Origin of the sequence: Mycobacterium spongiae, assembly GCF_018278905.1 — a bacterium.
Lineage (GTDB): Bacteria > Actinomycetota > Actinomycetes > Mycobacteriales > Mycobacteriaceae > Mycobacterium > Mycobacterium spongiae.
In genome coordinates this window covers 4,875,038-4,899,477 of record NZ_CP046600.1, presented here as the reverse complement: position 1 = coordinate 4,899,477, position 24,440 = coordinate 4,875,038, and the positions used below count along the sequence as shown (strand labels likewise).

Below are 24,440 nucleotides of genomic sequence, written 5' to 3'. Positions count from 1 at the left end.
TACCCGCCTGCACCGGACGCGCTTCTTGGCCGGCGGCTCTCTTAGGTGCTCGGTATGACTGCACCGGTTGGTGATACCGGCCGTGCGTCCCGCCCGGTAGCCTTTATCGCGATGACAGATCTCGCGAAGAGCCCCGGGAAAGGCCCAGGTAGTCGGGGCATCACCTACGCGTCGGCCGGGGTCGACATCGAAGCCGGTGACCGGGCTATCGACCTGTTCAAGCCGCTCGTGTCGAAGGCCACCCGACCGGAGGTGCGCGGTGGCTTGGGCGGCTTCGCTGGATTGTTCGCGCTGCGAAGCGATTACCGCGAACCGCTGCTGGCCGCATCCAGTGACGGCGTCGGGACCAAACTCGCGGTCGCGCAGGCAATGGATAAGCACGACACCGTCGGCCTCGACCTGGTCGCGATGGTGGTTGACGATCTGGTCGTTTGCGGGGCGGAGCCGCTGTTCCTCCTGGATTACATCGCCGTCGGCCGGATCGTGCCGGAACGGCTCAACGCGATCGTCGCCGGCATCGCCGAAGGCTGCGCCCGCGCGGGCTGCGCCCTGCTGGGCGGTGAAACCGCGGAGCACCCCGGTCTGATCGAGCCCGACCACTACGACATCTCCGCTACGGGCGTCGGTGTCGTCGAGGCGGACGACGTGCTGGGGCCCGAACGCGTCAAACCCGGCGACGTCATCATCGCGATGGGCTCCTCTGGTCTGCACTCCAACGGGTACTCGCTGGTCCGCAAGGTGTTGCTGGAGATCGACCGGATGAACCTCGCAGGTTACGTGGAGGAGTTCGGTCGCACGCTGGGCGAAGAGTTGCTGGAGCCCACACGGATCTACGCCAAAGACTGTCTGGCGCTGACGGCCGAAACCCAGGTCCGTACGTTTTGCCACGTCACCGGCGGCGGGTTGGCCGGCAACTTGCAGCGGGTCATTCCTCATGGCCTGGTCGCCGAGATCGACCGCGGTACCTGGACGCCCGCGCCGGTGTTTTCCATGATCGCCCAGCGCGGCCGCGTCAATCGCGCGGAAATGGAAAAGACGTTCAATATGGGCGTCGGCATGGTTGCCGTCGTTGCTCCCGAAGACACCGACCGCGCCTTGGCAATCCTGACCGCACGACACCTGGACTGTTGGGTCCTGGGAACCGTGTGTAAAGGCGGCAAAGAGGGCCCACGCGCCAAACTGGTTGGGCTGCACCCGAGATTCTAAGAGCCCGGCCTCACCGGAAGCGGCTACCGTGCCTGCGAAGTGCTTGCGGGCCTATCGCGCCGCAACGCACGGCCGCGGTGGGTTTCTAGGGACGCCAGTCGTCCTCGCGGTTCGGGGACGGGTCGGAGGTGTCACCGTCCAACTCGTCGGAGTCGCCGGGACCTGTACCCGACAGCTCGCGCTGAAGCCGCTGGAAGTCGGTCTGCGGGGAGCTGTATTTCAGTTCTCGTGCAACCTTGGTCTGCTTTGCCTTAGCCCGGCCGCGGCCCATGGGGGAACCCCCTCGCGAAAATAACGGAGCGGCCTAACACGTAGGCGGCTCCGATCTCTTGGTGTCAGTAGTGTCCTGCCGACAGTTTACCGTGCCGCGCGGTCGGGTGTTGGTGCGCCCTGCCGGCCGCCCGCGCCCTTCGCTGGAAGTCAGCGGTTGCCGCTTCGTAGCCGGTCAACGGCCTGCCGACCGGCGCCCACCTCGTACGCGGGCGGTAGGGACTCGGCGTCGATTACGGCGGCGACTTGGGCGACTTCGGCGTCTGGACCCACGACCAGCTCGGTGTCAGCCGGCACACCCCGCTTGAGCAAGGCCAGTGCCACCGGTCCCAGGTCCACGTGCTCGACCACCGTTCCGAGTCGTCCGACCGTGCGGCCGCCGGCCAACACCACGTCACCTGTGGACGGCCGCTCCGTGGAGCCATCGAGGTGCAACAGCACCAGCATCCGCGGCGGCTTGCCCAGATTGTGCACCCGCGCAACCGTTTCTTGCCCGCGATAGCAGCCCTTTTCCAGGTGGACGGCACCCTCGCCGGGGTCGCCAATCCATCCGACTTCGTGGGGAATCGTGCGTTCGTCGGTGTCGACGCCCAGTCGCGGGCGTCGGGCCGGCACTCGGTGAGTGACTCGATGAGCTTCGTAGGCCCACAGTCCGGCTGGGCGCACGCCCGCTCGTCCCAGGGCAGCCTGCCAATCGGCCGAATCGCCGCTAGGGACCACCAGATCGAGCTCGATGTGGTCGGCCCCACCCGCCGGCATCCGGCGCACAAAGCCGTCGCGCGCAGGGATCGGCACGGCCATCGAGTCGGCAGGCAGTGCATCCAGACCCAGCACGCCGAGCATCGACTGGTCTGCCAATCGCGGCCCCACCAGTGACAACACCGCCATATCAGCCGGCTCGGGAGTGACCTCCGACCAAAAGACCATCTTGCGTAGGTAGTTCAGCAGCGGCACACCGCGCCACGGCTCGGTGTCGAGATACGTCGTGCCACCCAGCTCGGACTGTATCCAGTGATCTTCGACCCGGCCCTGCCCATCAAGGCTCAGGTTCTGGGTGCTCGCGCCCTCGGGAAGATCGCTGACGTGTTGTGTGGAAATGTTGTGCAGCCAGGTCTGTCGATCGCTGCCGGTCAGGGTGAGCACGCAACGGTGGGACCGGTCCACCACAACGGCATCGGTTTCGGCCGCGCGCTGTTCACCCAGCGGATCGCCGTGATGCCAGATTGCGCCTGCGTCCGGTCCGGAATCTGGGGCAAGGACTGCGCTCACACGACAACTCTACGGAGTCGACCCCGACGAGTGTGCCGCCAGCGCCACGGGGTTGTCGGGTGGCGACCCGCTGCGCCCGGCAATGCCGCGCTGGCGCCCGGCATCGCCAGCCTTGCGATCGCCACGGGGTTGTCGGGTGGCGACCCGCTGCGCCCGGCAATGCCGCGCTGGCGCCCGGCATCGCCAGCCTTGCGATCGCCACGGGGTTGTCGGGTGGCGACCCGCTGCGCCCGGCAATGCCGCGCTGGCGCCCGGCATCGCCAGCCTTGCGATCGCCACTAGAGTCCTGGGGGATGGCTGAACAGACGGGTGTGGTCGTTGCGCTCGACGGTGAGATCCACGAGCCGGGACGCCCGCTGTTGCATGCTGACGACTTGGCGGCGCTGCGGGGCGACGGGGCCTTCGAGACGCTCCTGGTCCGTGACGGCGGTGCATGTCTGGTGGAGTCGCACCTGCAGCGGCTGACACAGTCGGCCAGGTTGATGGATCTACCCGAACCGGACCTCCCGCGCTGGCGGCATGCGATCAGCGTCGCGACCCAGCGGTGGGTGGCTGGCACCGACGATGAAGGTGCGATGCGTCTGATCTACAGCCGCGGCCGAGAAGGGGGCGCGGCGCCAACGACGTACGTGATGATCAACCCCGTCCCCGATCGGGTGGCCGAGGTTCGCCGCCACGGCGTGTCGGCGATCACGCTGGACCGTGGCCTGCCGGCTGCCGGTGCCGACACCATGCCGTGGCTGCTAGCGGGGGCCAAGACCCTCTCCTATGCGGTGAACATGGCCGTCTTGCGCCACGCGGTCCGCGAGGGCGCCGGCGACGTCATCTTCGTCAGCTCGGACGGCTATGTCCTGGAAGGGCCGCGCTCCACAGTGGTGATCGCCGTCGAGGGCGACGATGGACCCGGCGGCAACCCGTGCCTTCTGACCCCGCCGCCGTGGTACCCGATCCTGAGGGGCACCACCCAACAGGCGCTCTTCGAAGTGGCTCGTCCGAAAGGCTACGACTGCGACTACCGAGCGCTCCGAGTCGCAGATCTCGTTGAAGCACAAGGGATCTGGCTGATATCTAGCATGACACTGGCGGCTCGTGTGCATACCCTTGACGGTCGGCGGCTACCGCGCGCCCCGATCGCGGATGCTTTCACTGAACTGATTGACGCAGCGATCGTCAGCGATCGTTGAGGCGGCTATATCTGTTGTCGGTGGACCGAAGCACGAGTACGGTCGGCCGTACACAAGGAAGGAGGTGGTCCGCGAAATTGAGTACTTCATGGACATGTGAGGTGGCTGCGCGCTAGCTGCAGTGGCTCGGAAGAGCTGGCGATCACGCGCGCTAGCGAATTCCACGCAGTCACCCGGCCCCCGAGCTCCCGGTCTGTCCAACCGGGGAAAAGGCTCGGGGGCCGCTCTATGTCCGGCACCCGTCGGCCGGCCCCCGTGCTCGGCCTTGCGGCCAACAACGTCGGTTCTGGTGCCTACGGCCCGCGGGTCTGTTCCCTGGGTGGTCAGTGCTCGTCGTAGTGGTCGCCGTGAGCGGCGTGCCGGCACCCATCGTGGATGTAGTCAACGTGGTCACCGTGCGGGACGGCCACATGCCCGCAGCCCTCGCCGTGAGTATGGGAATGATTCTCGTGCACAGCATGAGCGCTGGATGGCTCGCATTCATCGTAGTGATCGTCGTGCGACCGATGAAGATGGCCGTCGTGCACATAGTCGACGTGGTCACCATGGGGCACCGCGACATGCCCACACCCGTCGCCGTGGCGATGGTCATGTCCGACATGCTCGGTGTGTGTGGTCGTCATTTCGCCTCGCAATCGTCGCGCCCGGGTAGGCGACCTCATATTAGCCGGCCCGCATGCGCGACGGCGCTATCCGATCCGGAGCAATGCCGGACCGAGTCATCGAAACCGGGTGCTTCCGGTGACCTGACAGCGGGCGACCACCGCAGACACCGCCAGTGGCGCGCTTAATGAAAACCGTTTTCGACAAGTTCCCTCGGAGGCGGTACCGTGAACCCGAGCATTAATGGAAATCATTTTCAATAAGTAACCGTTGTGGACCAGCCAAGAACATTGCCGAAGTAGCCGCAATGCGCCAGCGGAGTGTGCTTTCCACCGCCCAGACCGCCCTGAGCCAAGCAGCGGCGGGTCGAACAGGAGTAATGCCATGACCATGTCCAACTGGATCGCACTGGGCGCAGAACTCGAGGAAATCCTGCGCCTAACGACGCCACCGGTGGCCATCTCGTTTTCCGAACAGCGACCCGACCAGGTGCTCGCCTTCGATGACCCGGTGCCGCCGCCGATGCCCGACGGCCGCACCGGCAGGGTCCCCGCCGGATGCGTGTTCTGGGTCAAAGCGACTGAACGGACCTTCAGTACAGTTCCTGAGGATCACGGCAACTGCAGCGTGGGCCGGCTGACCCACGGCATGGCCACGTTGGATGGCATTAGCGGCAACAGTGATGTCGCTGAGCTACTGAACAGTGGATGGGTGGGGATGGACGACGTCGTCATGATTCCCACGATCAGCACCCGACCGGGTGCGGTCACCTACGGACCACTGCGGGAAGCGACGCTCCCCGACGTGGTGTTGCTCCGCGTCAACGGCCGTCAGCTGATGGTGCTCAGCGACGCGCTGCCGGGGCTGCGCATCGAAGGCAAACCTCAATGCCACGTCATCGCTATCGCCAAGGAGCAGGGCGAGGTGGCGGCAAGCGTCGGTTGTGCGCTGAGCCGCGCCCGCACCGGGATGCGGGTGGAGGAGATGATCTGCGCCATCCCGGCCGGACAGCTGGGCGCCGTGGTCGACAAGCTGCGGCGGACGGCAGCGATCGACGCCGGCGTCGCCCGGTATGCGGCAGAGGACGCCCGCCGGTTCGCCTGACAGCGTGTTCGGCTATCCGACGAACCGGGACAGCCGCGCCGACAGATGTGGCACCAACCCGCCGTCGGCGTCAACGCGTTCCTCGACATAGGCCAGGTCGCCGCCCTCGACGATGCCGTAGAGCCGTTTGGCGCCGCCGACCAGCACGCCGGATCGACTGCGGGCCAGCGCGTCGGTCACCAACTCCCACGACGACTGGGTGCGCGGCTGCCCATAGAACAGTTCGATGTAGCCGGCCGAGTGCGCGAGCAATACTTCGATGGCCTGAGATTCGGTCGGGTCGTCCGGGTCGCTGACGAAACGCCAGAACCCCGTCTCGCGCAACCCGGGTTCCTGGTAGTCGCCGGCGTGGTCGAGCCGCCAGGAGCGGGCTTCCCAATTCAAGTAGTCGCCGCCGTCGTGCGAGACCGCAATCTGTTGGCCAAACCGGTAGTCGCCGTCGGGACCGCGGCCCTCGCCTCCGCCACGCCACACGCCGACCAGGGGCAGCAACGCCAAGAGCGAGTCGTTGAGATTGGCGCCCTCGCGCAAGTTCGCGGTATCGGCGGGCAGTGGAAGATCATCGAAGGCCGGGATATTGCGTGCGGCGGTCACCTTGGCACGTTCGGCAGCAGCGGCGACCGCACGATCGCCGGAGCCCGCAGGATCGATGGGTCCGGCCCCTCCCCGACCCGAGCCCTCGTCAGCGGTCACGACTCGTCGGTGATGAGCCGATACAGTGCGTACAGCGCGAACCAGGAGATCAGCCCGGTCGCGGCCACCAGGAGGATCTCGAAAAAGAGCACCACGGCGACGAGTCTATTCGGCCGCCGTGGTCGGCGCTGCTCCCGGGGACGAGCCGGTGGGGGCAGATCCTGCCTCAGGCGACCTTGACGTCAACCTCGTGGATGCCCGCGCCCGACGGGGCCACAATGGCGTCGCCATTGCCGACCTTTGACAACGCCCGCAGCGTCCAGGACCCCGGTGCGGCGAAGAACCGGAAGTCGCCGGTGGCCGACGCGACGACCTCCGCGGTGAACTCGTCCGACGCGTCCAGGAGACGAACGAACGCGCCGCCAACGGCTTGTCCGTCGCCGTCCACGACGCGGCCGGTGATCACCGTTTCTTTCTCCAGATCGACGCTGGCAGGCAACGTCAGTCCTTGTTTCGGTGCTGTGCACATATCAGCTTCCCAACTCGATCGGGGCACCCACCAGGGAGCCGTACTCTGTCCAACTGCCGTCGTAGTTCTTCACGCTTTTGTGTCCGAGCAACTCGTGCAGGACGAACCAGGTGTGCGAGGACCGTTCCCCGATTCGGCAGTAGGCAATCGTTTCTTTCGTGCCGTCCAGACCGGCGTCGGCGTACAACGTCGCCAACTGCTCGTCGGACTTGAAAGTGCCATCTTCATTGGCGGCCTTGCTCCAGGGAACGTTGATTGCGCTCGTGATATGCCCGGGTCGCTGACTTTGCTCTTGCGGCAGGTGCGCGGGCGCCAGGATCTTGCCCGAGAACTCGTCGGGGGAGCGCACATCAACCAGGTTCTTGACATTGATGGCCGCGATCACCTCGTCGCGGAATGCGCGGATCGCGTTGTCCGGCGGCGCTGCGCTGTACGAGGTCGCCGGCCGGCTTACGGTGTCGCTGGAGAGCGGGCGCCCGTCGAGCTCCCACTTCTTGCGGCCGCCATCGAGCAACTTGACCTTGTCGTGGCGATACAGCTTGAAATACCAGTAGGCGTAGGCGGCGAACCAGTTGTTGTTGCCGCCGTAGAGGATCACGGTGTCGTCGTTGGCGATGCCCCGGTCGCTCAGCAGTTTGGAGAATTGCGCGGCGTCGACAAAGTCACGCTTGATCGGGTCCTGCAGGTCGGTGCGCCAATCCAGCTTGACCGCGCCGGCGATATGACCACCGTCGTATGCGCTGGTGTCCTCGTCGACTTCGACGAAGACAACGTCGGCGGCGTCGAGGTGGCGCTCAGCCCAGTCGGCCGAGACCAGGACGTCGGAGCGTGCCATGGGGGGAGATCCTTTCGCGTTGATGATTTCAGTGGTGAGGCCCGCGAGGCGGGGTGAGGGGACAGTGGTCGCGATCGAGGCAGACAACCGCGGCCCGCGAACCTGCGCGTCGTCCAGCCGGCCCGGGTGTGGTACTGCCTGACACGGACTACTCCTAGGAACGCATGGTCACGGACATGGTGGGAGGCACGCCACGGTAGGGCTCCGAGGCTGCTCCGAGTGCCGCACAAGGCGCGCAGCTACTCAGCAGCTACAGCAACAGCAACATCCCGCGAGGCGGCACAGGTCAACTGCGCGGCGCTTGGTGAGCATAGGCTCCATGCGGGATAGCACGCCGGATAGCTTACCCAATGGAACAGTGATCAAGCCAACAGCGGTTCCAGCGCCGCACGCAGGTCAGCGGCCTTGGGAACGCTGGAGGTCCGGTACCGCTGTCGTCCGTTGGCATCGACGATCACGGTGGTGGGCAGCGACAGAACCGAAAACTGGTGCGCGGTCTGTGGATGAGCATCCATGTCCACCTCAACATGGGCGACGTCTCCCAGGTTGCCGCAGACGTGCTCCACGACGCGGCGTACCTGGTCGCAGGGCACGCACCACGGTGCACTGAAATGCACCACTGTGGGGCCGGTCCGCGACAAACCCAGATCTGTGGCGACCGGTCTGGCTACCGGTGCGGGTCCTGAATCAACTTCTCGGACAATCCCTGAGCGCCGGGTCAGCAACCATGCGACAACGACTGCCAACGCCGCCGCCGCTACGACGATCATCGCACTCACGACTGCTTGAACCCGGTGAGTGAGATCGTTACTCCGTCGGTAATGCCTTCGATGATGACGTCCGATCCACGCGCCCCCACCGTATTGGGCGCGACCCCGAATGGCAGCTTCTGGTCGGGCAGCCTGCTGCGGAAGGCTTCCAGGACTGCCTGCCGCTTATCGTCTGGAACTTCGCGGTCGGCAGTGTTCGGCCCGGTCAATACGCCGGTGGGGGTGAACACCAAGGTCGCCGGGTCGTCAGGAGCGATGGACAGGTCCACCGAGACGCTGACCCGGTGATCGAAGCCCGCCGATTTCGGGGTGCCGCTGAACACCAGCCCCTGGTTGCCCGAGATCCCGGACTCGGTCGTGCCGCCGGTGGCGTCGTTGCTCTCCTGTTGGGGTGCCTCGACCATCAGGTCGTCGATACCCAGATAGCGGCCCAAGTGCATCGAGTCGATGATGATGCGGCTTTCCAGTTCGCCGACGGCGAGCTGTGCATCGGGCTTGATCAGCCAGGACGCGTCGGTCAGGTCGATCGAGTGCATGGTGGCCTCCAGCGTCGCCTTGCCGACCTGCGCGTGCTCGACGGCGTGGGCCTTGATCTCGAGTTCCGCATAGTGGTCGCGCATTGCCTGCGGGATGAATGGGAATCCCAGAATGGCGACGAATGGGTCGGACGCCAAATTTGCTGCCTTGCGCACATTGGTCGACAGCCGGTATTCGGCGTAGATGCTGGCCCCGAAGTCGACGCCGATGGCTCCCACGACAACGGCGGCCGCCACGACAACCACCGCGACAATGCCGATCAGGACCTTCCGCATTCGCATATTGTGGCTTAGGCGCCGGGGGACGCGCCGATGAGTCACGAACCGGCCGTGCTTCTCTGTGGTGCTCGTCACCCTGCGAGCGGGCCACTGCCGGGTTGCGGTGGGGAATACCGCCAGTTCGCTGGGCCAAAGCCGGCGACAAGTTATCGTTATATGAGCTGGCGGCTATCGTCACTTGGCGAAACTTGGCGAATAAATCTGGGAGAATGCCTTTCCCAAGACGTTGGAGGGGCCTTTTTGGAGTTACTACTGCTGACCTCGGAGCTGTATCCCGACCCGGTCCTGCCCTCGCTTTCGCTGCTTCCCCACACCGTGCGGACGGCGCCCGCGGAGGCTTCGTCGTTGCTGGAGTCGGGAAACGCGGACGCGGTGCTTGTCGACGCGCGCAACGATCTGTCGTCCGCGCGCGGTCTGTGCCGTCTCCTGAGCACCGCGGGCCGGTCGGTCCCGGTCTTGGCGGTGGTGAGCGAAGGTGGGCTGGTGGCCGTCAGCGCGGACTGGGGGCTCGACGAGATCTTGCTGCCTACTACCGGTCCCGCCGAGGTCGACGCCAGGTTGCGGCTGGTCATCGGTCGGCGTGGCGGCCTGGCCGATCAGGAAAGCGTCGGCAAGGTGAGCCTCGGCGAGTTGGTGATTGACGAAGGCACCTACACGGCCCGCCTGCGTGGCCGCCCACTTGACCTGACCTACAAAGAGTTTGAGCTGCTGAAATACCTGGCACAGCACGCCGGCCGGGTGTTCACCCGCGCGCAGCTGCTGCACGAGGTGTGGGGGTACGACTTCTTCGGCGGCACCCGGACCGTCGATGTGCACGTGCGGCGACTGCGAGCCAAGCTGGGACCCGAGTACGAGGCCCTCATCGGCACCGTGCGCAACGTTGGCTACAAGGCGGTTCGGCCCGCGCGCGGCCGAGCTGCGGCGGCTGTGGAGCCCGACGACGACAACGCCGAGCCCGACCGAAGCGGGCTGCAACAACCGGTGGTCGACCCGCTGCACAGTCAGTGACGGCGCCCGACTGGCGCTCGTCATTGACCGCACTGGATCAAGGGCACGTGCGTGAGCTCGTCGCGTCGGCCGCTGGCTTCGACGGCGTCGCGCCGGTCGGGGAACAGGTGTTGCGGGAACTCAGCCAGGAACGCACCGAGCACCTCGTGGTCGCCGAGCCGCGCCCGGACGGCGCGATCGTCGGCTATCTCAATCTCAGCCCGCAGCGTGATGCGGGCGGCGCGATGGCGGAACTGGTCGTTCACCCAGAGGCCCGCCGCCGGGGAATCGGTGGCGCACTAGCCCGCGCGGCCTTGGTCAAGTCCGGCGGACAGATCCAGTTCTGGGCGCATGGCACCCTCGAGCCCGCCCGGGCGACCGCATCCGCGCTCGATCTGGTCTCGGTTCGCGAACTCGTCCAAATGCGGCGCCCGCTGCACGATATGTCCCAGATTTCCGAACCGGAGATCCCCGACGGGGTGCTGATCCGCACCTATGCGGGCGCATCCGATGACGCTGAATTGCTGCGGGTCAACAACGCCGCGTTCGCCCACCATCCAGAACAAGGTGGGTGGACCACAGCCCAACTGGCCGAGCGTCGCGGCGAACCGTGGTTCGACCCTGCGGGCCTGTTCCTGGCCTTCGGTGACAGCGCCAGCGACCACGCAGGCAGATTGTTGGGTTTTCACTGGACCAAAGTGCATCCCGATCACCCGGGTCTGGGCGAGGTCTACGTCCTCGGCGTCGACCCGTCGGCGCAGGGCCGCGGCCTGGGCCAGGCGCTGACCTCGGTCGGCGTTGCGTCATTGGCCCGTCGGCTGGCCCCGCCGCAATACGGCGACGATCCCGCGGCTGCGCCCGCCGTCGAACCCGCCGTGATGCTCTACGTGGAGTCGGACAACGTGGCGGCGGTACGCACCTACCAGAGTCTGGGGTTCACCACCTATAGCGTGGATACCGCCTACGCTCCCGCCGCAGCGCTATAGGCTCGAAACCAGTTCTAGGAGAGGCGCGCTCGAAGTGTCCACTCGGTTGTCGGCCCGCTGGCTGCCCGAGGGCATACTTGGTGGCGACGTAGTAGTTTCCCGCTTGTTCCAGTGGCCGCGTATCGGTCAACCGTTGAGAATGCGGGAAGAAGGCGAGATGGGTGGAGGCTCGACGCGGTGGGCAAACTAACGCCGGTGGCGGTGGCGACAATAGCGATCGTCGGTGCCGTCGTGACCGCGTGCGGCAACGGCGACAAGCGTGACGGGGCGTCGACGCTCGCGGTCCCCGGAGTAACCGTCGGCCCTGCTGTTTGTGGTGGCGAGGACACTCTGTCGGCGGAGGGTTCGACCGCCCAGGAAGCCGCTATGGGCCTGTTCAACCAGGCGTGGAGCCGGTTGTGCCCGGGAAAGAAGGTGTTGTACAAGCCGACCGGGTCGGGCATCGGCCGCAAGCGGTTCATCGCCGGGCATATCGATTTCGCGGGATCCGACTCGCCGCTGGTTTCCGAGCAGATCGGCCCGGCCGCCGAACGCTGCGGGGGCAACCCGGCGTGGGACGTGCCGCTGGTGTTCGGGCCAATCGCCTTGGTATACAACCTGACTGACGTTCCGGCGGTGACCCTCGACGCTGATTCGATGGCCAAGATTTTCACCGGCTTGATCCGGGCGTGGGACGATCCGATACTCGCCGCCCTCAATCCCGATCTGGACCTGCCCAAGACCCCGATCACGCCCATTTACCGGTCGGACTTGTCGGGCACCACCGACAACTTTCAAAAGTATCTGACTGCCGCGGCACCACAGAGCTGGGACAAAGGCGTTGGCGGTGAGTTTCACGGGGGTGTGGGCAAGGGCGCCCACGGATCGGCCGGTGTCATCGCGGCGGTGAAGGCGAACCCGGGCGCGATCGGATACGTCGAGAAGGGCTTCGCCGATCAGGCAGGTGTGCCGTACGTGCAGCTCGAGACCGGCAATGGGGTGGTCCCGCTGACCCAGGAAACGGCAACCAACGCCGTCGACGCCGTCACGTTCGCGGCCCGGGGCAATGACCTTGTGCTGGACTTGACTTCGGTCTACGGCCTGCAGGGACCGGAGGCCTACACACTGGTGCTGGCGACCTACGAGATTGTGTGCTCCGGCGGATACGACCCCGACACCGGCGCGGCCGTCAAAGGCTTCCTCGCCACGGCGGCCACCGAGGGTCAAGCGGACCTTTCGAAGGCCGGCTACGTCCCGCTGCCGAAGAAGGTCCGAGAGCGGGTGGCCACCGCGATCAATGCCATGCAATAGCCGACCCGAGAGGCCTTACTGCCGGTAGCCGCGGCCAGGGTAGGGTCCGGACGCTGGGCTGCTGGCTGATTGACAGTTCATGAACTTCGATATATTCAGCGAGTTGACAGGTTCGTCCCACGGCATGATGTATGACCGGACATGGGCCGGCGCCGGTACCAACCTGGTCCCCCCGGGTCGTGTCGTGGGGCCGCCGCGCTGACAAGGATTGGGTCGTAGGCAGGAGCTCGAGGTGGCCAAGAGGTTGGACCTCAAGGACGTCAACATCTACTACGGGGCGTTCCACGCTGTCTGCGATGTTTCGCTGTCGATCCTGCCGCGCAGTGTGACGTCGTTCATTGGTCCGTCTGGCTGTGGTAAGACGACAGTGCTGCGCACCCTGAACCGGATGCATGAGGTGATCCCCGGCGCCCGGGTCGACGGTGCGGTGTTGCTGGACGATCAAAACATCTATGCGTCCGGTATCGACCCGGTCGGTGTCCGTCGGGCAATCGGGATGGTGTTCCAGCGGCCGAATCCCTTTCCCGCCATGTCGATTCGCAACAACGTGGTAGCCGGCCTGAGGCTTCAGGGAGTGCGCAACCGCAAGGTACTCGACGAGACCGTCGAGCAATCACTGCGGAGGGCGAACCTCTGGGATGAGGTCAAGGATCGGCTGGACAGGGCCGGCGGCGGGTTGTCCGGCGGGCAGCAGCAGCGGTTGTGCATCGCACGGGCCATCGCGGTACAACCCGACGTTCTGCTGATGGACGAGCCGTGCTCGGCGCTGGATCCCATCTCGACCATGGCCATCGAAGATCTGATCAGTGAGCTCAAGCAGGACTACACCATCGTCATCGTGACGCACAACATGCAGCAGGCTGCGCGGGTCAGCGATCAGACGGCGTTTTTCAACCTGGAATCGATTGGCAAGCCCGGCCGGCTGGTGGAGATCGATGACACCGAGAAGGTCTTTTCCAATCCGACGGACAAGGCCACCGAGGACTACATTTCCGGGCGCTTCGGCTAGTGCGCGCGCTCGGCTAACCGGCCGTGGGTGCGGTCTCTTCGTCGGGAAATTGGCCGGTCGCCTGGAAGATGACCCGTCGGGCGACTTCGACCGCATGGTCGGCGAAGCGTTCGTAGAAGCGGCCCAGCAAGGTCACGTCGACGGCGGCCGCTACACCGTGCTTCCATTCGCGGTCCATCAACACGGTGAACAGGTGGCGGTGCAGGTCGTCCATGGCGTCGTCTTCTTCGCGGATCCGGGCGGCTTTCTCCGGATCGCGGGACAGCACCACCTCTTGGGCGCTGCTGCCCAACTCGACTGCGACCCTGCCCATTTCGGAAAAATACCCATTGACCTCTTCGGGCAGCGCGTGCTGCGGATGCCGCCGGCGGGCGATCTTGGCGACGTGTAGGGCCAGCGCCCCCATCCGGTCAATGTCGGCGACCATCTGGATGGCGCTCACGATGGCTCTCAGGTCCCCGGCAACTGGCGCCTGCAGGGCCAGCAGGACGAAAGCGCTCTCCTCGGCGCGGGTGCTCATGGCGGCGATTTCTTCGTGGTCGGAGATAACCTGTTCGGCCAGCGCGAGATCCGCTTGGAGCAACGCTTGGGTGGCCCGTTCCATCGCGATTCCGGCGAGTCCGCACATCTCACCCAGCTGCTCGGACAACTCCGAGAGTTGCTCCTGGTAGGCGGTCCGCATGTGTTAAAGCCTACGTTCTTGAACCCAGAAAAGCGTTCCTAGACTTCGAAGAACGTGTGCGCGCCGCGTGTCACTCTCACTCGCACGTGGTGTCGGCCGCGTTGGTGACGGTCAGGTCTTCCGGCAGCCTCGTCGGCGTACTGCTGGAATTGCGGTTGATCTGCACGCTGACCGAGGAGCCGCTGGGCGCTGGAGTGGTCACCGAACGAAAGTCCGGGCCCAACACCACCTGAACCACCTGGCCGATCCCGGTCACCCGCTCGACCTTGGAATTGGCGAACGCTGTCGCCACCGTGGCGGCGGCCTGCTCGTTGCCGGGCGAAAAGAACACTGTCGTGGCCGTCAGCGAACTCGGATAGTCATCGGGCTCCATCACCTTGAAGCCGTCCCGTTTGAGCTGTTTGGTGGCCGCGGCCGCCAGGCCGGCTTGGCTGGTCGAGTTGGAGACCTGCACCGTGACCTCCCGCGGGGAGGTGGTCGTCACCTGCTCGTGCTGAATCCTGGTGGTTGCGTCGTTCGGCGGTGCCTTGCGAGGAGTGGTGGGCGCGGTGGTCGGCGTCATCCCGAGGCGTTGGGCGTTGTGATCGTTTTCCAGGGGGAGCGGGTCGTCGTCGATGATGGCGGTGAACAGCGCCTTCATATCGGCTTTGCGCGGGGGCTCGTCGCCGTTCTCGTCGGTGATGCCGGTGGGCACGGTGACGAACGTGATGTGCCCGGCCGCCATGCCCTGCAGTGATTGACCCAGCTCGACGAGATCCCTGGTCTTGACATTGTCGACGTAGCTGTCGCCGATGAACATGTTGACGACGTTGTTCAGCTTGTTGAGGTTGAACAGCGTGTCCTCGGAGATCAGCGAACGCAGCAGCGACGATAAGAACAGTTGTTGGCGTTTGATGCGGCCGTAGTCACCGTTGAGCTCGGTGGTGATCTGGCGGGCGCGCACGTAGTTCAATGCCGTGGGGCCGTTGATGACCTGCCGTCCCGCGTGCGCGAGAACCGTGCCCAGTTCGTAGTCCTTCAGCGGGGCGGTGGTGCACACTTCGACGCCGCCGAGGGCCTCCACCATTTTCCCGAATCCGACGAAGTCGATGGCGATGAACCGGTTGATGCTCAGACCGGAGAGTTTCTGGATGACTTTGACCAGGCATTTCGGACCGCCGAAGGAGAATGCCGAGTTGAGCTTGGTTTCCGTGTAGACGATCCGGGGTCCATATGTTCCGGTGTCCTCGTCGTAGAGCGGACCGTATTCGCCGGTGTCGGGGTTCCAGGCTTCGCACTTGAGCGGGGTAATCGCCAGGTCGCGGGGGAACGACACGGCGACGACGCGTTTACGGTTCGCCGGAATGTTGACCAGCATCACGGTGTCCGACCGTGCTCCCCCGGCGTCCTCGGTATCGCCGGCGCCCACGTTCGCGTTTGCTCCGGCGCGCGAATCGACACCGACGATCAAGAAGTTCTCGTCACCGTACTGGGCATTGGGATCGACGATGTCGCGCGAATCCGGGTCAAGCGCGCTCACCTTGTTGAGCCGGTTGTTCTTCGACGTGCTCCACTGCCACGCCCCGCCCGTGAGAGCCAGCGCCATGATGGCGATCAACGCCGTCAATGAGCGTCCGATCAGCAGTATCGGACGGCGGCGGGACTTCCGCGGCGGCTTGTCCTTTTTGCGGGTCTTGGGCGACCCGGTGGCCCGCGGCGGAGCGGCGGTGCGCACCCGAATCGGGCGACCCCGTTCCGGTGCGGGGAGCCGCGTGGTGGGCTCCTCCGGGGCCGCATCGTGGTCCGAGTGTGCCTGCGGTGCGCTGCTCGGGTGATGGATTGCGCCGAGGTCGGGTACTTCGGAAAGGAACGCCAACGCGTGGGTGGGGATGGCGATGGCTTCCGTGTCTTGGGTGTCCTGAGTGTCTGGTTCGTCGTGTTCGACGTGCCCGTTGTGCCGCTCGTGTCCGTCGGGGACATCCGGGACCGAATCGGAGATTGGTTCGGGATCCGGGGCGACGTGGCGGTGAATGGGATGGTTCGGACTGGGGGCGCCGATCTTGGCGATCAGGTCGGCGACGCTGACGCCGCCGCCGATATGCGCCCCGCCTGTCGACGTGTCGTCGGTCTCATCGGTGGTGGATTCGGGGGCCACGACAGGCTCAGGTGTGGATCGTCGGGGCGTCGGGTCGAATGTTGGTCCAACAAACCGTTCCCACGGCATGGCGCCTGGAGTTCCGTGCGAATCTGGGGTAATTCGTTGGTGATCGGCGTCGTCAGCGGACGCGCGCCGACGGTCAAGAGTGGCGTCTTCCTCGCCGTCACTCATGTCCTACGGCCTCCGAAAGTCTGTTGCCGACGTCAACGGTGTTCGTGTGCGCACGTCAACGCGGCGCCGCCGAAGTCGGCGTCGCATGATGCCGCAGGGATCACATGGTACTGACTTATCGGCTGAGACGCGATTTCAGGTGCGTCTCGGTTCCCTTACCGTCGCTTGCCGGCGCTCCGATTCAGCCACCCGAGTGCATGACCTCGGCGCCGTCGGGCACTGCGCACTCGTCGGGATCGTTGAGCCAACCTTCGGGGAGGGCCACCCGAGCGGGGGAGCCCTGGCGCCCTCGCGGGCCATACCCGGCGGTGGGGAACGGCGCACCGCCGTCCAATCGGGTCAGGAGGCTGTCGAGCTCGTCGAAGTTCTTGACCAGGGCCAACGCCCGCCGTAACTCGGATCCCGCCGGAAAGCCATGCAGGTACCAGCCGATGTGCTTGCGGATATCCCGCATGCCTTTGTCTTCGCCGAAGTGTTCGGCCAGCAGGTGGCCGTGCCGACGGATGATGTCGGCGACCTCGCCCAGTGTGGGTGGGGTCGGTGCCGGGCTACCGGTGAACGCCGCGGACAGCTCCGCGAATAGCCACGGCCGGCCCAGGCATCCGCGGCCGATGACAACGCCGTCGCAGCCGGTGGCAGCCATCATGGCCAGCGCGTCGCTCGCGTCGTAGATGTCGCCGTTGCCGAGCACCGGAATGGTTGACACGTGCTGTTTGAGTGCGGCGATCTGGTTCCAATCGGCGTTGCCGGAATAGCGTTGCGCGGCGGTCCGGGCGTGCAACGCCACGGCGGCGGCGCCTTCGGTTTCGGCGATCCGCCCGGCGTCCAAATGCGTGTGGTGGTCATCGTCGATGCCGATGCGGAACTTGACGGTCACCGGTATGGCGCAGTCTTCGGTGGCGCGCACCGCCGCGGCCACGATCTGACCGAAGAGTCGCCGCTTGAACGGCAGCGCCGCCCCGCCGCCGCGCCTGGTCACCTTGGGCACCGGGCAGCCGAAGTTCATGTCGAGGTGATCGGCCAAGCCTTCGTCGGCGATCATCCTGGCAGCCGCGTACGTCGTCGCGGGGTCGACGGTGTAGAGCTGCAGCGAGCGGGGCGACTCGTCCGCGGAGAACGTCGTCATGTGCATGGTGACGGGATGCCGCTCGACGAGCGCCCGTGCGGTCACCATTTCGCAGACGTACAGTCCGCTGACGGTGCCGACCGTCGACTGCTCCAGCTCACGACACAGGGTGCGGAATGCGACGTTGGTCACCCCGGCCATCGGTGCCAAGACAACCGGGCTGGCCAGCTCGATCGGGCCGATGCGCAATGAGCTAGACCGGATTGCCCAGCTTCTCCTCATCGCGCTGCGCGCTCTGCATCGTCGCCGGGCGGAACTGGATTGCCCGGCTCCTCCTCATCGCGCTGCGCGCTCTGCATCGTCGCCGGGCGGAACTGGATTGCCCGGCTCCTCCTCATCGCGCTGCGCGCTCTGCATCGTCGCCGGGCTAGTGACGGCTCATCGGCAGCTTGCCGGCGGTCTTGTGCAGTTCGTGGGCGGCGATCTTCTTGCCGGTACGGGCTTCCCGGTCGAGTTGGCGCTGCTTGGACTCCTCGAACTTGTCGCACGACAGCTCAAGCTCTTTGATGAGCAGCGCAATTTCATCGCGCATCTTGGCTCCTTCGCCGGTGAAGTCCTCGCGCTCGAAGATGCGCCATTTCTTCAGCACCGGCATGACGACCTCTTCGAGGTGGATGCGCGGGTCGTAGACGCCCCCGACGGCGATGATCACCGCTTTGCGTCGAAACTCCGGTACCTGGAAGCCCGGCATCTTGAAGTTGTGCAGGATCAGGTGCAACGACTTCATCGCCTGGTTCGGTACCAGGTCGAACGCGGCTTCGCTCACGTCACGGTAGAAGAGCATGTGCAGGTTCTCGTCGTTCGAGATCTTGCTCATGAGCTGGTCAGCCACCGGGTCATTGCAGGCCTTGCCGGTGTTCCGGTGCGAGACCCGGGTGGCCAACTCCTGGAAACTGACGTAGATGACGGAGTCGGTGACGCTGTCGGCAAAGTAGTTGCCCTGGTGGTTCTGTCCCGGGCTGAAACCGCGGTTGACCACCTCGAGACGCAGCATCTCCAGCTCCACCGGGTCGACCGAGCGGGTCACCACCAGGTAGTCACGCAGCGCGATGCCGTGCCGGTTCTCCTCGGCGGTCCAGCGGTTGACCCACTGGCCCCAGGCGCCGTCCTGGCCCATGTTCATGGCGATCTCACGGTGATACGAGGGCAGGTTGTCCTCGGTGACCAGGTTTTGCACCATCGCCACCTGGGCGACGTCGGAAAGCTGGCTCTGCTCGGGGTGCCACTCCTGGCCGCCCAGCGCGTAGTAGTTCTTGCCGTCCGACCACGGGATGTAGTCGTGCGGGTTCCACTCTTTGACCATGCTCAGGTGCCGGTTCAGGTACTTCTCGACGACCGGTTCAAGTTCGTGTAACAGATTTAGGTCGGTCAACGCGGCCGACATGGGTCCTCCAGTTATCTGTGTCTATTGGTTGCACTCAATATATCTGTGTCGCTGAGTAGCAACAAGTTTGCGCGTCGGCGCGTGGCCGCCTTTCTCGGTGAATCGGTAGGTGTAAGGTGCGCAGCCTTAGTCCCGTTGCCCGGCTGAGATCGCGTGATCGCCTGCCCCGTCCTCGCGGCCCCCGTGTGGAGGTGCGTAGCTGGTGGCCGTGCTCAGTAGCATGGCGACGCAGTAGTCGATGAATTGCGCGCGGGTAGCTTCGAGCCGCCTATCCAGATAGGCGGTGAACAAGCCCGTCAGGGCGCCGATCATGCTGGTGGCAACCAGCTGCTGCAGCACCGGATCAACGATCGTGGACAACCTGCGCTGGGCCAATTCGATGAAGTTGGGCATCCACTCCGCACCCGAGCGAGCCAGCGCTGGTTCGACGGCCGGTGCCAGCAGCAGCACTCGCCCGCGCACCGGATCATCGACCATCAACTCGACGAATCGCTCGACTGCCTCCTGGGGGGTTTCCGCGGAGGTCAGCGTAGCCATCGCTCGGGTGCAGACGTCGTCGTACACCGCGCAGACGAAATGCTCACGGTCGGTGAAGCTTTCGTAGAAATAGCGCTCGGTCAGACCGGCCTGGCGGCACACCGCCCGGACGGTGAGCGCGGGTCCGTTCTCGCCGCCGAGCAGTGCGACGCCCGCGGCGATGAGGTCTTCTCGGCGCATGGCGTACCGACTCTCGAGGGGGACACCGGTCCAGCGGCCCCGTTTTTGACCGGTCTGCACATGACTCCTAAACTTCATAGTGACAACGCGTGTAGTCAAGAGCCCGCCGTCCACGGAAGATCAGCAGGGAAGACCACCGGTGACCCAACATACGTCTGCTAGCTGTCCGCTGACCAGCACCGTCGCCGACGCGTCCGCGGAAGCCCCAGGCCCGGCTGCACGGTCCGATGACGTCAGCGCGGTGACCGGTGGCTGCCCAGTCTCACCGTTGGGCTACGAGGCGCCGCCCGCGCCGCTAGGCCCGGATTCGCTGACCTGGCGGTACTTCGGTGACTGGCGCGGCATGCTGCAGGGACCCTGGGCCGGCTCCATGCAGAACATGCATCCGCAGCTGGGTGCCGCGGTCGAGGACCACTCGACGTTCTTCCGGGAACGCTGGCCGCGGCTGCTGCGGTCGCTGTATCCGATTGGCGGAGTAGTCTTCGACGGCGATCGAGCCCCGATCACCGGCGCCGAGGTGCGCGACTACCACGTCACGATCAAAGGCGTCGACTCTGTGGGTCGGCGCTACCACGCGCTGAACCCGGACGTTTTCTACTGGGCGCATGCCACCTTCTTCGTCGGGACTCTGCATGTGGCGGAACGATTTTGCGGTGGACTGACCGAAGCGCAGAAGCGAACACTATTCGACGAACACATCGAGTGGTACCGCATGTACGGGATGAGCATGCGGCCGGTGCCAGGCTCCTGGGAGGAATTCCAAAACTACTGGGATCACATGTGCCGCAACGTTTTAGAGAACAACCTCGCGGCGCGCGCCGTGCTCGATCTGACCGAACTGCCGAAACCTCCTTTCGCCCAATGGGTCCCGGATTGGCTGTGGGCCGCGCAGCGCAAACTACTGGGCCCGTTCTTCGTCTGGCTGACCGTCGGTCTCTACGATCCGTCAGTGCGCGAGCTGATGGGCTATCAGTGGTCGCGCCGCGACGAATGGTGGCATCGCCGCTTCGGCGACATCGTCCGCCTGGTCTTTGCGGTGGTGCCCCCGCGATATCGCAAGCATCCGCGTGCCCGGGCGGGCTTGGACCGCGCCAGTGGGCGGATCCCGGCGGATACGCCCTTGGTACACACACCCGCACGCAATCTGCCGCCGCTGGACGAGCGGGACAACCCGATGCACTACTGCCCCAGGCTGTGACCATCTGATCACGTCTCCTGGGGCAGCGTGCGCGCATCCTCAGTGCGCGTGGGCGTGCACCTCTTCGAGCCCGGACTGATGCACGTGCTGGTGGGTGTGCTCGGTGCCTTCGTCGTGGGTGTGCGAGTGCGCGTGCTCAACGTGAGCGTGCTCGTGGTCGGTGTGTGCATGCGTGTGGGTGACGTCGCCGTGGCTGTGCTCGTGGGCGTGCGGCGCGTCGTGGGTGTGGTCGGTTGTCATGGGTTTCCTCTCCTTGTGGGACACATTTTTGTTTGCTGGCTAGGGTCTAGCCGGCGTCTTCGGTAGCCGGCGGTTTGGCGACTGCCTGCAGACCGCCATCGGCGCGGTGATGCGGGGGAACCCCGGGGCCGGCGTGTTCGGCATTGCAGACGGCATCGATGACGAGCTGGCGAACGTGCTCGTTCTCCAGGCTGTAGAAGATCGTGGTGCCGTCCCGGCGGGTGCGCACCAGCCGCGCCATGCGCAGCTTCGCAAGGTGCTGGGAGACCGACGGAGCTGGCTTGCCCACATGCTCGGCAAGGTCGTTGACCGACATCTCGTGTTTTGCCAGCGACCACAGCACCTGGACGCGGGTGGCGTCGGCCAGCATCCGGAACACCTCGACGACCAAGCTGACCTGGTCGGCCGGCAGGCGCAATGCTCTACTATCTGCATTCATACGTAGATAATAGAGCACGTGGATAACAGGCTGTCAAGATTGCCTGCTCAGGCCCGCCGGCGGGGGCGAATGCTGTCGGCAACCGTGAATCGGAGGGTAGTGGGGGAGTTCGGTATGGCGCTGAGAGCGGCGGCTAGTATATTAGTAAGACTATCTACATTTGTGGCTGAAGCGGTTTCCTGAATGAAGGAGCAGTATCGTGCGCACCGACCGTGATCATTGGGATCTTGCGACGAGTGTCGGGGCGACGGCGACCATGGTCGCCGCCCAGCGTGCGCTGGCCGCCGACCCGGAATTCTCGCTGATCGACGACCCGTTTGCGGCGCCGCTGGTGCGTGCCGTCGGTATGGACGTCTACACCCGCCTCGTCGACGGGCAGATCACCTTCGACCCGGACTCAGAGTTCAGTCCGCTGCGAATGGCCCAGGGGATGGCCTGCCGCACCAGGTTCTACGACCAATTCTTCCTGGACGCGACGCGCGGCGGCATTGGCCAGGCGGTCATCTTGGCGGCGGGCCTGGATGCGCGCGCCTACCGACTCGCATGGCCGGCCGGCACCGTCATCTACGAAGTGGACATGCCGGAGGTGATCGAATTCAAGACCTCGACCCTGCGTGATCTCGGTGCTGAGCCGACCGCCGAGCGGCGCACTGTAGCGGTCGACCTGCGTGACGACTGGGCCGCTGCGCTGCAGACAGCGGGGTTCGACCCGAACGCGCCGACCGCATGGAGTGCCGAAGGGTTGCTGGTCTACCTGCCCGACGCCGCCCAAGACGCGCTCTTCGACAACATCACCGCGTTGAGTGCCCCCGGCAGTCGGTTGGCCTTCGAATACGTACCCGACACGGCGATCTTCAGCGATGAGCGGTGGCGCAACCACCAAGGCAAGATGAGTGAGCTCGGATTGGACATGGACTTAGACAATCTCGTCTACCACGGCCAACGCGGGCACATCCTCGACCACCTGACCCGCAATGGCTGGCAGACCTCGTCGCACCGGACCGACGAGCTGTACGAGGCCAACGGCTTGGTCTATCCCGACGACGAACTTGCCGCCGCGTTCTCCGACGTCACCTATTGCAGCGCAGTGCTGCAGCGTTAAGCGCAATCATTGAACTGAAATATCGGGCCGCCTGTGGCGGCGCGGTCGCGCCCTACTGGCGCATGAGCTCCTCTTTGAGACGGCCGGTGATCATCTCCTGGAATATCACCTGAGCCGGACCGTAGAGATCCTGGAATGTCGAGACCAGGGCGTCGCGGTTGTACTCGGGAATAGAGCCGCCGCTGGGCGTCCAAAAGCTGTCGATGTCCATCAGGAAGAACGGCCCGGTTTGGGGCGGGGTGATGCGACGCAGGTGGTAATTCTGGTCCAGCGCCTGGCCGACACCTGGGCCGTAGCGCACGATCAGCGATTTGCCCGGCTCCGCCTCGCGGTAGACCGCGGCCCCCTGCCACTCGGTGAGGAACAGGCCGCCGGGGGCAATCCGCTGCGGGCCGAGCAGCTGCTCGTCGATCCAGTTGCTCCATGTGATGCGGCCATCGACACCGGCCGGGACGCGGATCTCCAGGACGAAGCGCAGACCGATGCGCTCCAGCCCGACGATCGATGAGACCTGTGAGCGGGCGTCCACGACCTGCATCGCGATTTCGCAGAAAGCCTCGAAACTCGTGTAAGCACTGGTCTCGATGACAATGGCCTGATTCTTCAGCGAGGCGGACAGTGTGTTGTCGCGGTTGCCGTAACGAACGAAGCGATCCGCGACTGGCTGCGGGGGCTGGCCGGGGGCTGTCACGCCCCATTGCACGTCTTGGGCCTGGCGCTCGATGGGCAATTGATCGATCAGCAGATGTTTGATTTCCCGGCTCGCCGCTTCCGTGAGCGCATCAGTTGTAGGGTGGCGAATTTCCATCGTCACAAGGGCTACGGGTGCGTTGGGCTGGGCCTCGTCCTGGCTCGTCTCGGGAAGCATGCTCTGCAGCATAGCTACGTCGTCTGTGCGCCTCACCGCGGCCCGCGCCTTGGGTATCCGATGCCGAACACGTCACCCATCGCCCCAGGTCACTACCGGTTCCCGAGTCGCGGATCAAACGCAACGGGTGCCCTGCCTTGATCCACGTGCAGGTGGCCAGCAGTCTGATGATGGCCGGGTTGATCGCCGGTTTGGCGTTAAAGGAGAACTCGTCCAACTGTTTTGGGCGCGGGAAACTCGCGTCGCCGACCCGGCGTTAGGCGCGGCGGTGGGTGCGTCGTCGCCTTCGGCGATGACGACCTCAGGGAGAAACCCGCGTTAGGACAGCTTCTCACGCTGAGCAGCGGCGGCGATTTCGGCGAACCGGTCGCGAATCGTCGGCAGCCGCAGCGTGTGACGGCCTTGCTCGATCGCCGCGGTGGCCGGCTACGCGGTCACGTAATGCGGACGGGTCATGAAGTTTCTCGTCCCAGCATGCTCCACCCTGGGCAGCGGCCGGGTGCCGACTGGGCACGGCAGCTGAGCGGTGCTCGGCGAGGATGACGACACAACTGCCTCGGTCGGCGCTTACCGACGTAGTTACGCACCGTCGAGGACGACACGTCCACCGCGCCATGCTGATCGACCAGCCGGTCCAAGATGCGCGGGGTAGTGTGGCGTTGCTTTTTGGGCGCATCTAGATCACTACGCAGCATCTCGTCGATCGCACACTTGAGCGCCTCCAGCCGCGGCGCATCCGCTCGGGCACCTCGCTCCGGCGGGATCGCCGACTCCAGCGCCTGGCGCACCGTGCGCCGGTGCACGTGATGCTTATCGGCCAGCGCCCGAATCGACATCCCGTCCACTCGATGATCACGGCGAATAGCCGCGAACTGCTCCACCCGCG

26 protein-coding genes are annotated in these 24,440 nt (G+C 65.3%); 9 read left to right on the top strand and 17 right to left on the bottom strand.

Annotation, left to right across the window (positions count from 1 at the left end):
• The first annotated feature begins 111 nt into the window (after positions 1-111).
• Positions 112-1,206: a phosphoribosylformylglycinamidine cyclo-ligase gene (gene purM, locus F6B93_RS19615; protein WP_211696565.1), complete on the top strand. Its 1,095-nt coding sequence runs from the start codon at positions 112-114 to the stop codon at positions 1,204-1,206.
• An 85-nt stretch (positions 1,207-1,291) separates the two neighbouring features.
• Here purM and F6B93_RS19610 read toward each other — a convergent pair whose 3' ends face one another.
• The gene (locus tag F6B93_RS19610; RefSeq protein ID WP_211696564.1) at positions 1,292-1,477 is read right to left on the bottom strand and encodes a DUF3073 domain-containing protein; all 186 of its coding nucleotides are present in this window, start codon (positions 1,475-1,477) and stop codon (positions 1,292-1,294) included.
• A gap of 149 nt (positions 1,478-1,626) precedes the next feature.
• Positions 1,627-2,745, bottom strand: coding sequence for a CAF17-like 4Fe-4S cluster assembly/insertion protein YgfZ (gene ygfZ / locus F6B93_RS19605; protein ID WP_211696563.1), 1,119 nt, complete (start codon positions 2,743-2,745; stop codon positions 1,627-1,629).
• A 311-nt stretch (positions 2,746-3,056) separates the two neighbouring features.
• On the opposite strand from ygfZ, the gene F6B93_RS19600 reads away from it, so the two are divergent.
• Complete coding sequence (locus F6B93_RS19600; protein ID WP_211699618.1) at positions 3,057-3,929, top strand: aminodeoxychorismate lyase; 873 nt, start codon at positions 3,057-3,059, stop codon at positions 3,927-3,929.
• Positions 3,930-4,252: 323 nt separating this feature from the next.
• On the opposite strand, the gene F6B93_RS19595 is transcribed toward F6B93_RS19600, so the two are convergent.
• A complete protein-coding gene (locus F6B93_RS19595) occupies positions 4,253-4,552 on the bottom strand; it encodes a hypothetical protein (RefSeq protein ID WP_211696562.1) in 300 nt (99 codons plus the stop codon).
• Positions 4,553-4,916: 364 nt separating this feature from the next.
• Here F6B93_RS19595 and F6B93_RS19590 point away from each other — a divergent pair, with 364 nt between their 5' ends.
• Complete coding sequence (locus F6B93_RS19590) at positions 4,917-5,636, top strand: DUF169 domain-containing protein (protein WP_211696561.1); 720 nt, start codon at positions 4,917-4,919, stop codon at positions 5,634-5,636.
• 12 nt (positions 5,637-5,648) lie between these two features.
• On the opposite strand, the gene F6B93_RS19585 is transcribed toward F6B93_RS19590, so the two are convergent.
• The 6 genes from F6B93_RS19585 to lmeA all read right to left on the bottom strand — a co-directional run bounded on the left by F6B93_RS19585 (position 5,649) and on the right by lmeA (position 9,221).
• Positions 5,649-6,329, bottom strand: a complete 681-nt coding sequence (locus F6B93_RS19585; protein ID WP_211696560.1) for a heme-binding beta-barrel domain-containing protein — start codon at positions 6,327-6,329, stop codon at positions 5,649-5,651.
• A 166-nt stretch (positions 6,330-6,495) separates the two neighbouring features.
• Positions 6,496-6,798 (bottom strand): DUF1416 domain-containing protein, encoded by a 303-nt coding sequence (locus tag F6B93_RS19580; protein WP_211696559.1) that lies wholly within the window; start codon positions 6,796-6,798, stop codon positions 6,496-6,498.
• Between the two features lies 1 nt (position 6,799).
• Positions 6,800-7,633, bottom strand: coding sequence for a sulfurtransferase (locus F6B93_RS19575; RefSeq protein ID WP_211696558.1), 834 nt, complete (start codon positions 7,631-7,633; stop codon positions 6,800-6,802).
• Between the two features lie 243 nt (positions 7,634-7,876).
• Positions 7,877-7,954, bottom strand: a complete 78-nt coding sequence (locus F6B93_RS23865; protein WP_414018318.1) for an Ms5788A family Cys-rich leader peptide — start codon at positions 7,952-7,954, stop codon at positions 7,877-7,879.
• Between the two features lie 41 nt (positions 7,955-7,995).
• On the bottom strand, positions 7,996-8,412 hold the full coding sequence (locus F6B93_RS19570; protein WP_246540877.1) for a thioredoxin family protein: 417 nt from the start codon (positions 8,410-8,412) through the stop codon (positions 7,996-7,998).
• Positions 8,409-9,221 (bottom strand): mannan chain length control protein LmeA, encoded by an 813-nt coding sequence (lmeA, locus tag F6B93_RS19565; protein ID WP_211696557.1) that lies wholly within the window; start codon positions 9,219-9,221, stop codon positions 8,409-8,411. Before lmeA ends, F6B93_RS19570 begins: the two co-directional genes overlap by 4 nt.
• A 237-nt stretch (positions 9,222-9,458) precedes the next feature.
• Between lmeA and F6B93_RS19560 the strand changes: the two genes are divergently transcribed.
• The 4 genes from F6B93_RS19560 to pstB all read left to right on the top strand — a co-directional run bounded on the left by F6B93_RS19560 (position 9,459) and on the right by pstB (position 13,490).
• Positions 9,459-10,226, top strand: coding sequence for a winged helix-turn-helix transcriptional regulator (locus F6B93_RS19560; RefSeq protein WP_211696556.1), 768 nt, complete (start codon positions 9,459-9,461; stop codon positions 10,224-10,226).
• Positions 10,223-11,191 (top strand): mycothiol synthase, encoded by a 969-nt coding sequence (gene mshD, locus F6B93_RS19555; RefSeq protein ID WP_211696555.1) that lies wholly within the window; start codon positions 10,223-10,225, stop codon positions 11,189-11,191. The genes F6B93_RS19560 and mshD overlap by 4 nt, the downstream gene beginning before the upstream one ends.
• 177 nt (positions 11,192-11,368) lie before the next feature.
• The gene (gene pstS / locus F6B93_RS19550; RefSeq protein ID WP_211696554.1) at positions 11,369-12,481 is read left to right on the top strand and encodes a phosphate ABC transporter substrate-binding protein PstS; all 1,113 of its coding nucleotides are present in this window, start codon (positions 11,369-11,371) and stop codon (positions 12,479-12,481) included.
• Positions 12,482-12,713: 232 nt separating this feature from the next.
• Positions 12,714-13,490, top strand: a complete 777-nt coding sequence (pstB, locus tag F6B93_RS19545) for a phosphate ABC transporter ATP-binding protein PstB (RefSeq protein ID WP_211696553.1) — start codon at positions 12,714-12,716, stop codon at positions 13,488-13,490.
• 13 nt (positions 13,491-13,503) lie between these two features.
• On the opposite strand, the gene phoU is transcribed toward pstB, so the two are convergent.
• The 5 genes from phoU to F6B93_RS19520 form a co-directional block, all read right to left on the bottom strand.
• Positions 13,504-14,172 carry a phosphate signaling complex protein PhoU gene (phoU, locus tag F6B93_RS19540; RefSeq protein WP_211696552.1) on the bottom strand — a complete coding sequence of 223 codons (669 nt, stop codon included), beginning with the start codon at positions 14,170-14,172 and terminating at the stop codon, positions 13,504-13,506.
• Positions 14,173-14,248: 76 nt separating this feature from the next.
• Positions 14,249-16,306: an LCP family protein gene (locus F6B93_RS19535; RefSeq protein ID WP_425518570.1), complete on the bottom strand. Its 2,058-nt coding sequence runs from the start codon at positions 16,304-16,306 to the stop codon at positions 14,249-14,251.
• A 355-nt stretch (positions 16,307-16,661) separates the two neighbouring features.
• Entirely contained in the window at positions 16,662-17,828 is a 1,167-nt protein-coding gene (gene dusB, locus F6B93_RS19530; protein ID WP_211696550.1) for a tRNA dihydrouridine synthase DusB, read from the bottom strand.
• Between the two features lie 145 nt (positions 17,829-17,973).
• Positions 17,974-18,990: an acyl-ACP desaturase gene (locus tag F6B93_RS19525; protein WP_211696549.1), complete on the bottom strand. Its 1,017-nt coding sequence runs from the start codon at positions 18,988-18,990 to the stop codon at positions 17,974-17,976.
• A gap of 126 nt (positions 18,991-19,116) precedes the next feature.
• The gene (locus F6B93_RS19520) at positions 19,117-19,767 is read right to left on the bottom strand and encodes a TetR/AcrR family transcriptional regulator (RefSeq protein WP_211696548.1); all 651 of its coding nucleotides are present in this window, start codon (positions 19,765-19,767) and stop codon (positions 19,117-19,119) included.
• A gap of 79 nt (positions 19,768-19,846) precedes the next feature.
• Here F6B93_RS19520 and F6B93_RS19515 point away from each other — a divergent pair, with 79 nt between their 5' ends.
• Positions 19,847-20,905 (top strand): oxygenase MpaB family protein, encoded by a 1,059-nt coding sequence (locus F6B93_RS19515; RefSeq protein ID WP_211696547.1) that lies wholly within the window; start codon positions 19,847-19,849, stop codon positions 20,903-20,905.
• A 39-nt stretch (positions 20,906-20,944) separates the two neighbouring features.
• On the opposite strand, the gene F6B93_RS19510 is transcribed toward F6B93_RS19515, so the two are convergent.
• Both F6B93_RS19510 and F6B93_RS19505 read right to left on the bottom strand, forming a co-directional pair.
• Complete coding sequence (locus F6B93_RS19510) at positions 20,945-21,145, bottom strand: zinc transporter Slc39a7 (RefSeq protein ID WP_211696546.1); 201 nt, start codon at positions 21,143-21,145, stop codon at positions 20,945-20,947.
• A 46-nt stretch (positions 21,146-21,191) separates the two neighbouring features.
• Positions 21,192-21,584: an ArsR/SmtB family transcription factor gene (locus F6B93_RS19505; RefSeq protein ID WP_211696545.1), complete on the bottom strand. Its 393-nt coding sequence runs from the start codon at positions 21,582-21,584 to the stop codon at positions 21,192-21,194.
• Between the two features lie 196 nt (positions 21,585-21,780).
• On the opposite strand from F6B93_RS19505, the gene F6B93_RS19500 reads away from it, so the two are divergent.
• Complete coding sequence (locus F6B93_RS19500) at positions 21,781-22,686, top strand: class I SAM-dependent methyltransferase (protein ID WP_211699616.1); 906 nt, start codon at positions 21,781-21,783, stop codon at positions 22,684-22,686.
• A gap of 52 nt (positions 22,687-22,738) precedes the next feature.
• Here F6B93_RS19500 and F6B93_RS19495 read toward each other — a convergent pair whose 3' ends face one another.
• Complete coding sequence (locus tag F6B93_RS19495; RefSeq protein ID WP_211696544.1) at positions 22,739-23,554, bottom strand: TIGR04255 family protein; 816 nt, start codon at positions 23,552-23,554, stop codon at positions 22,739-22,741.
• Positions 23,555-24,440: the final 886 nt, after the last annotated feature.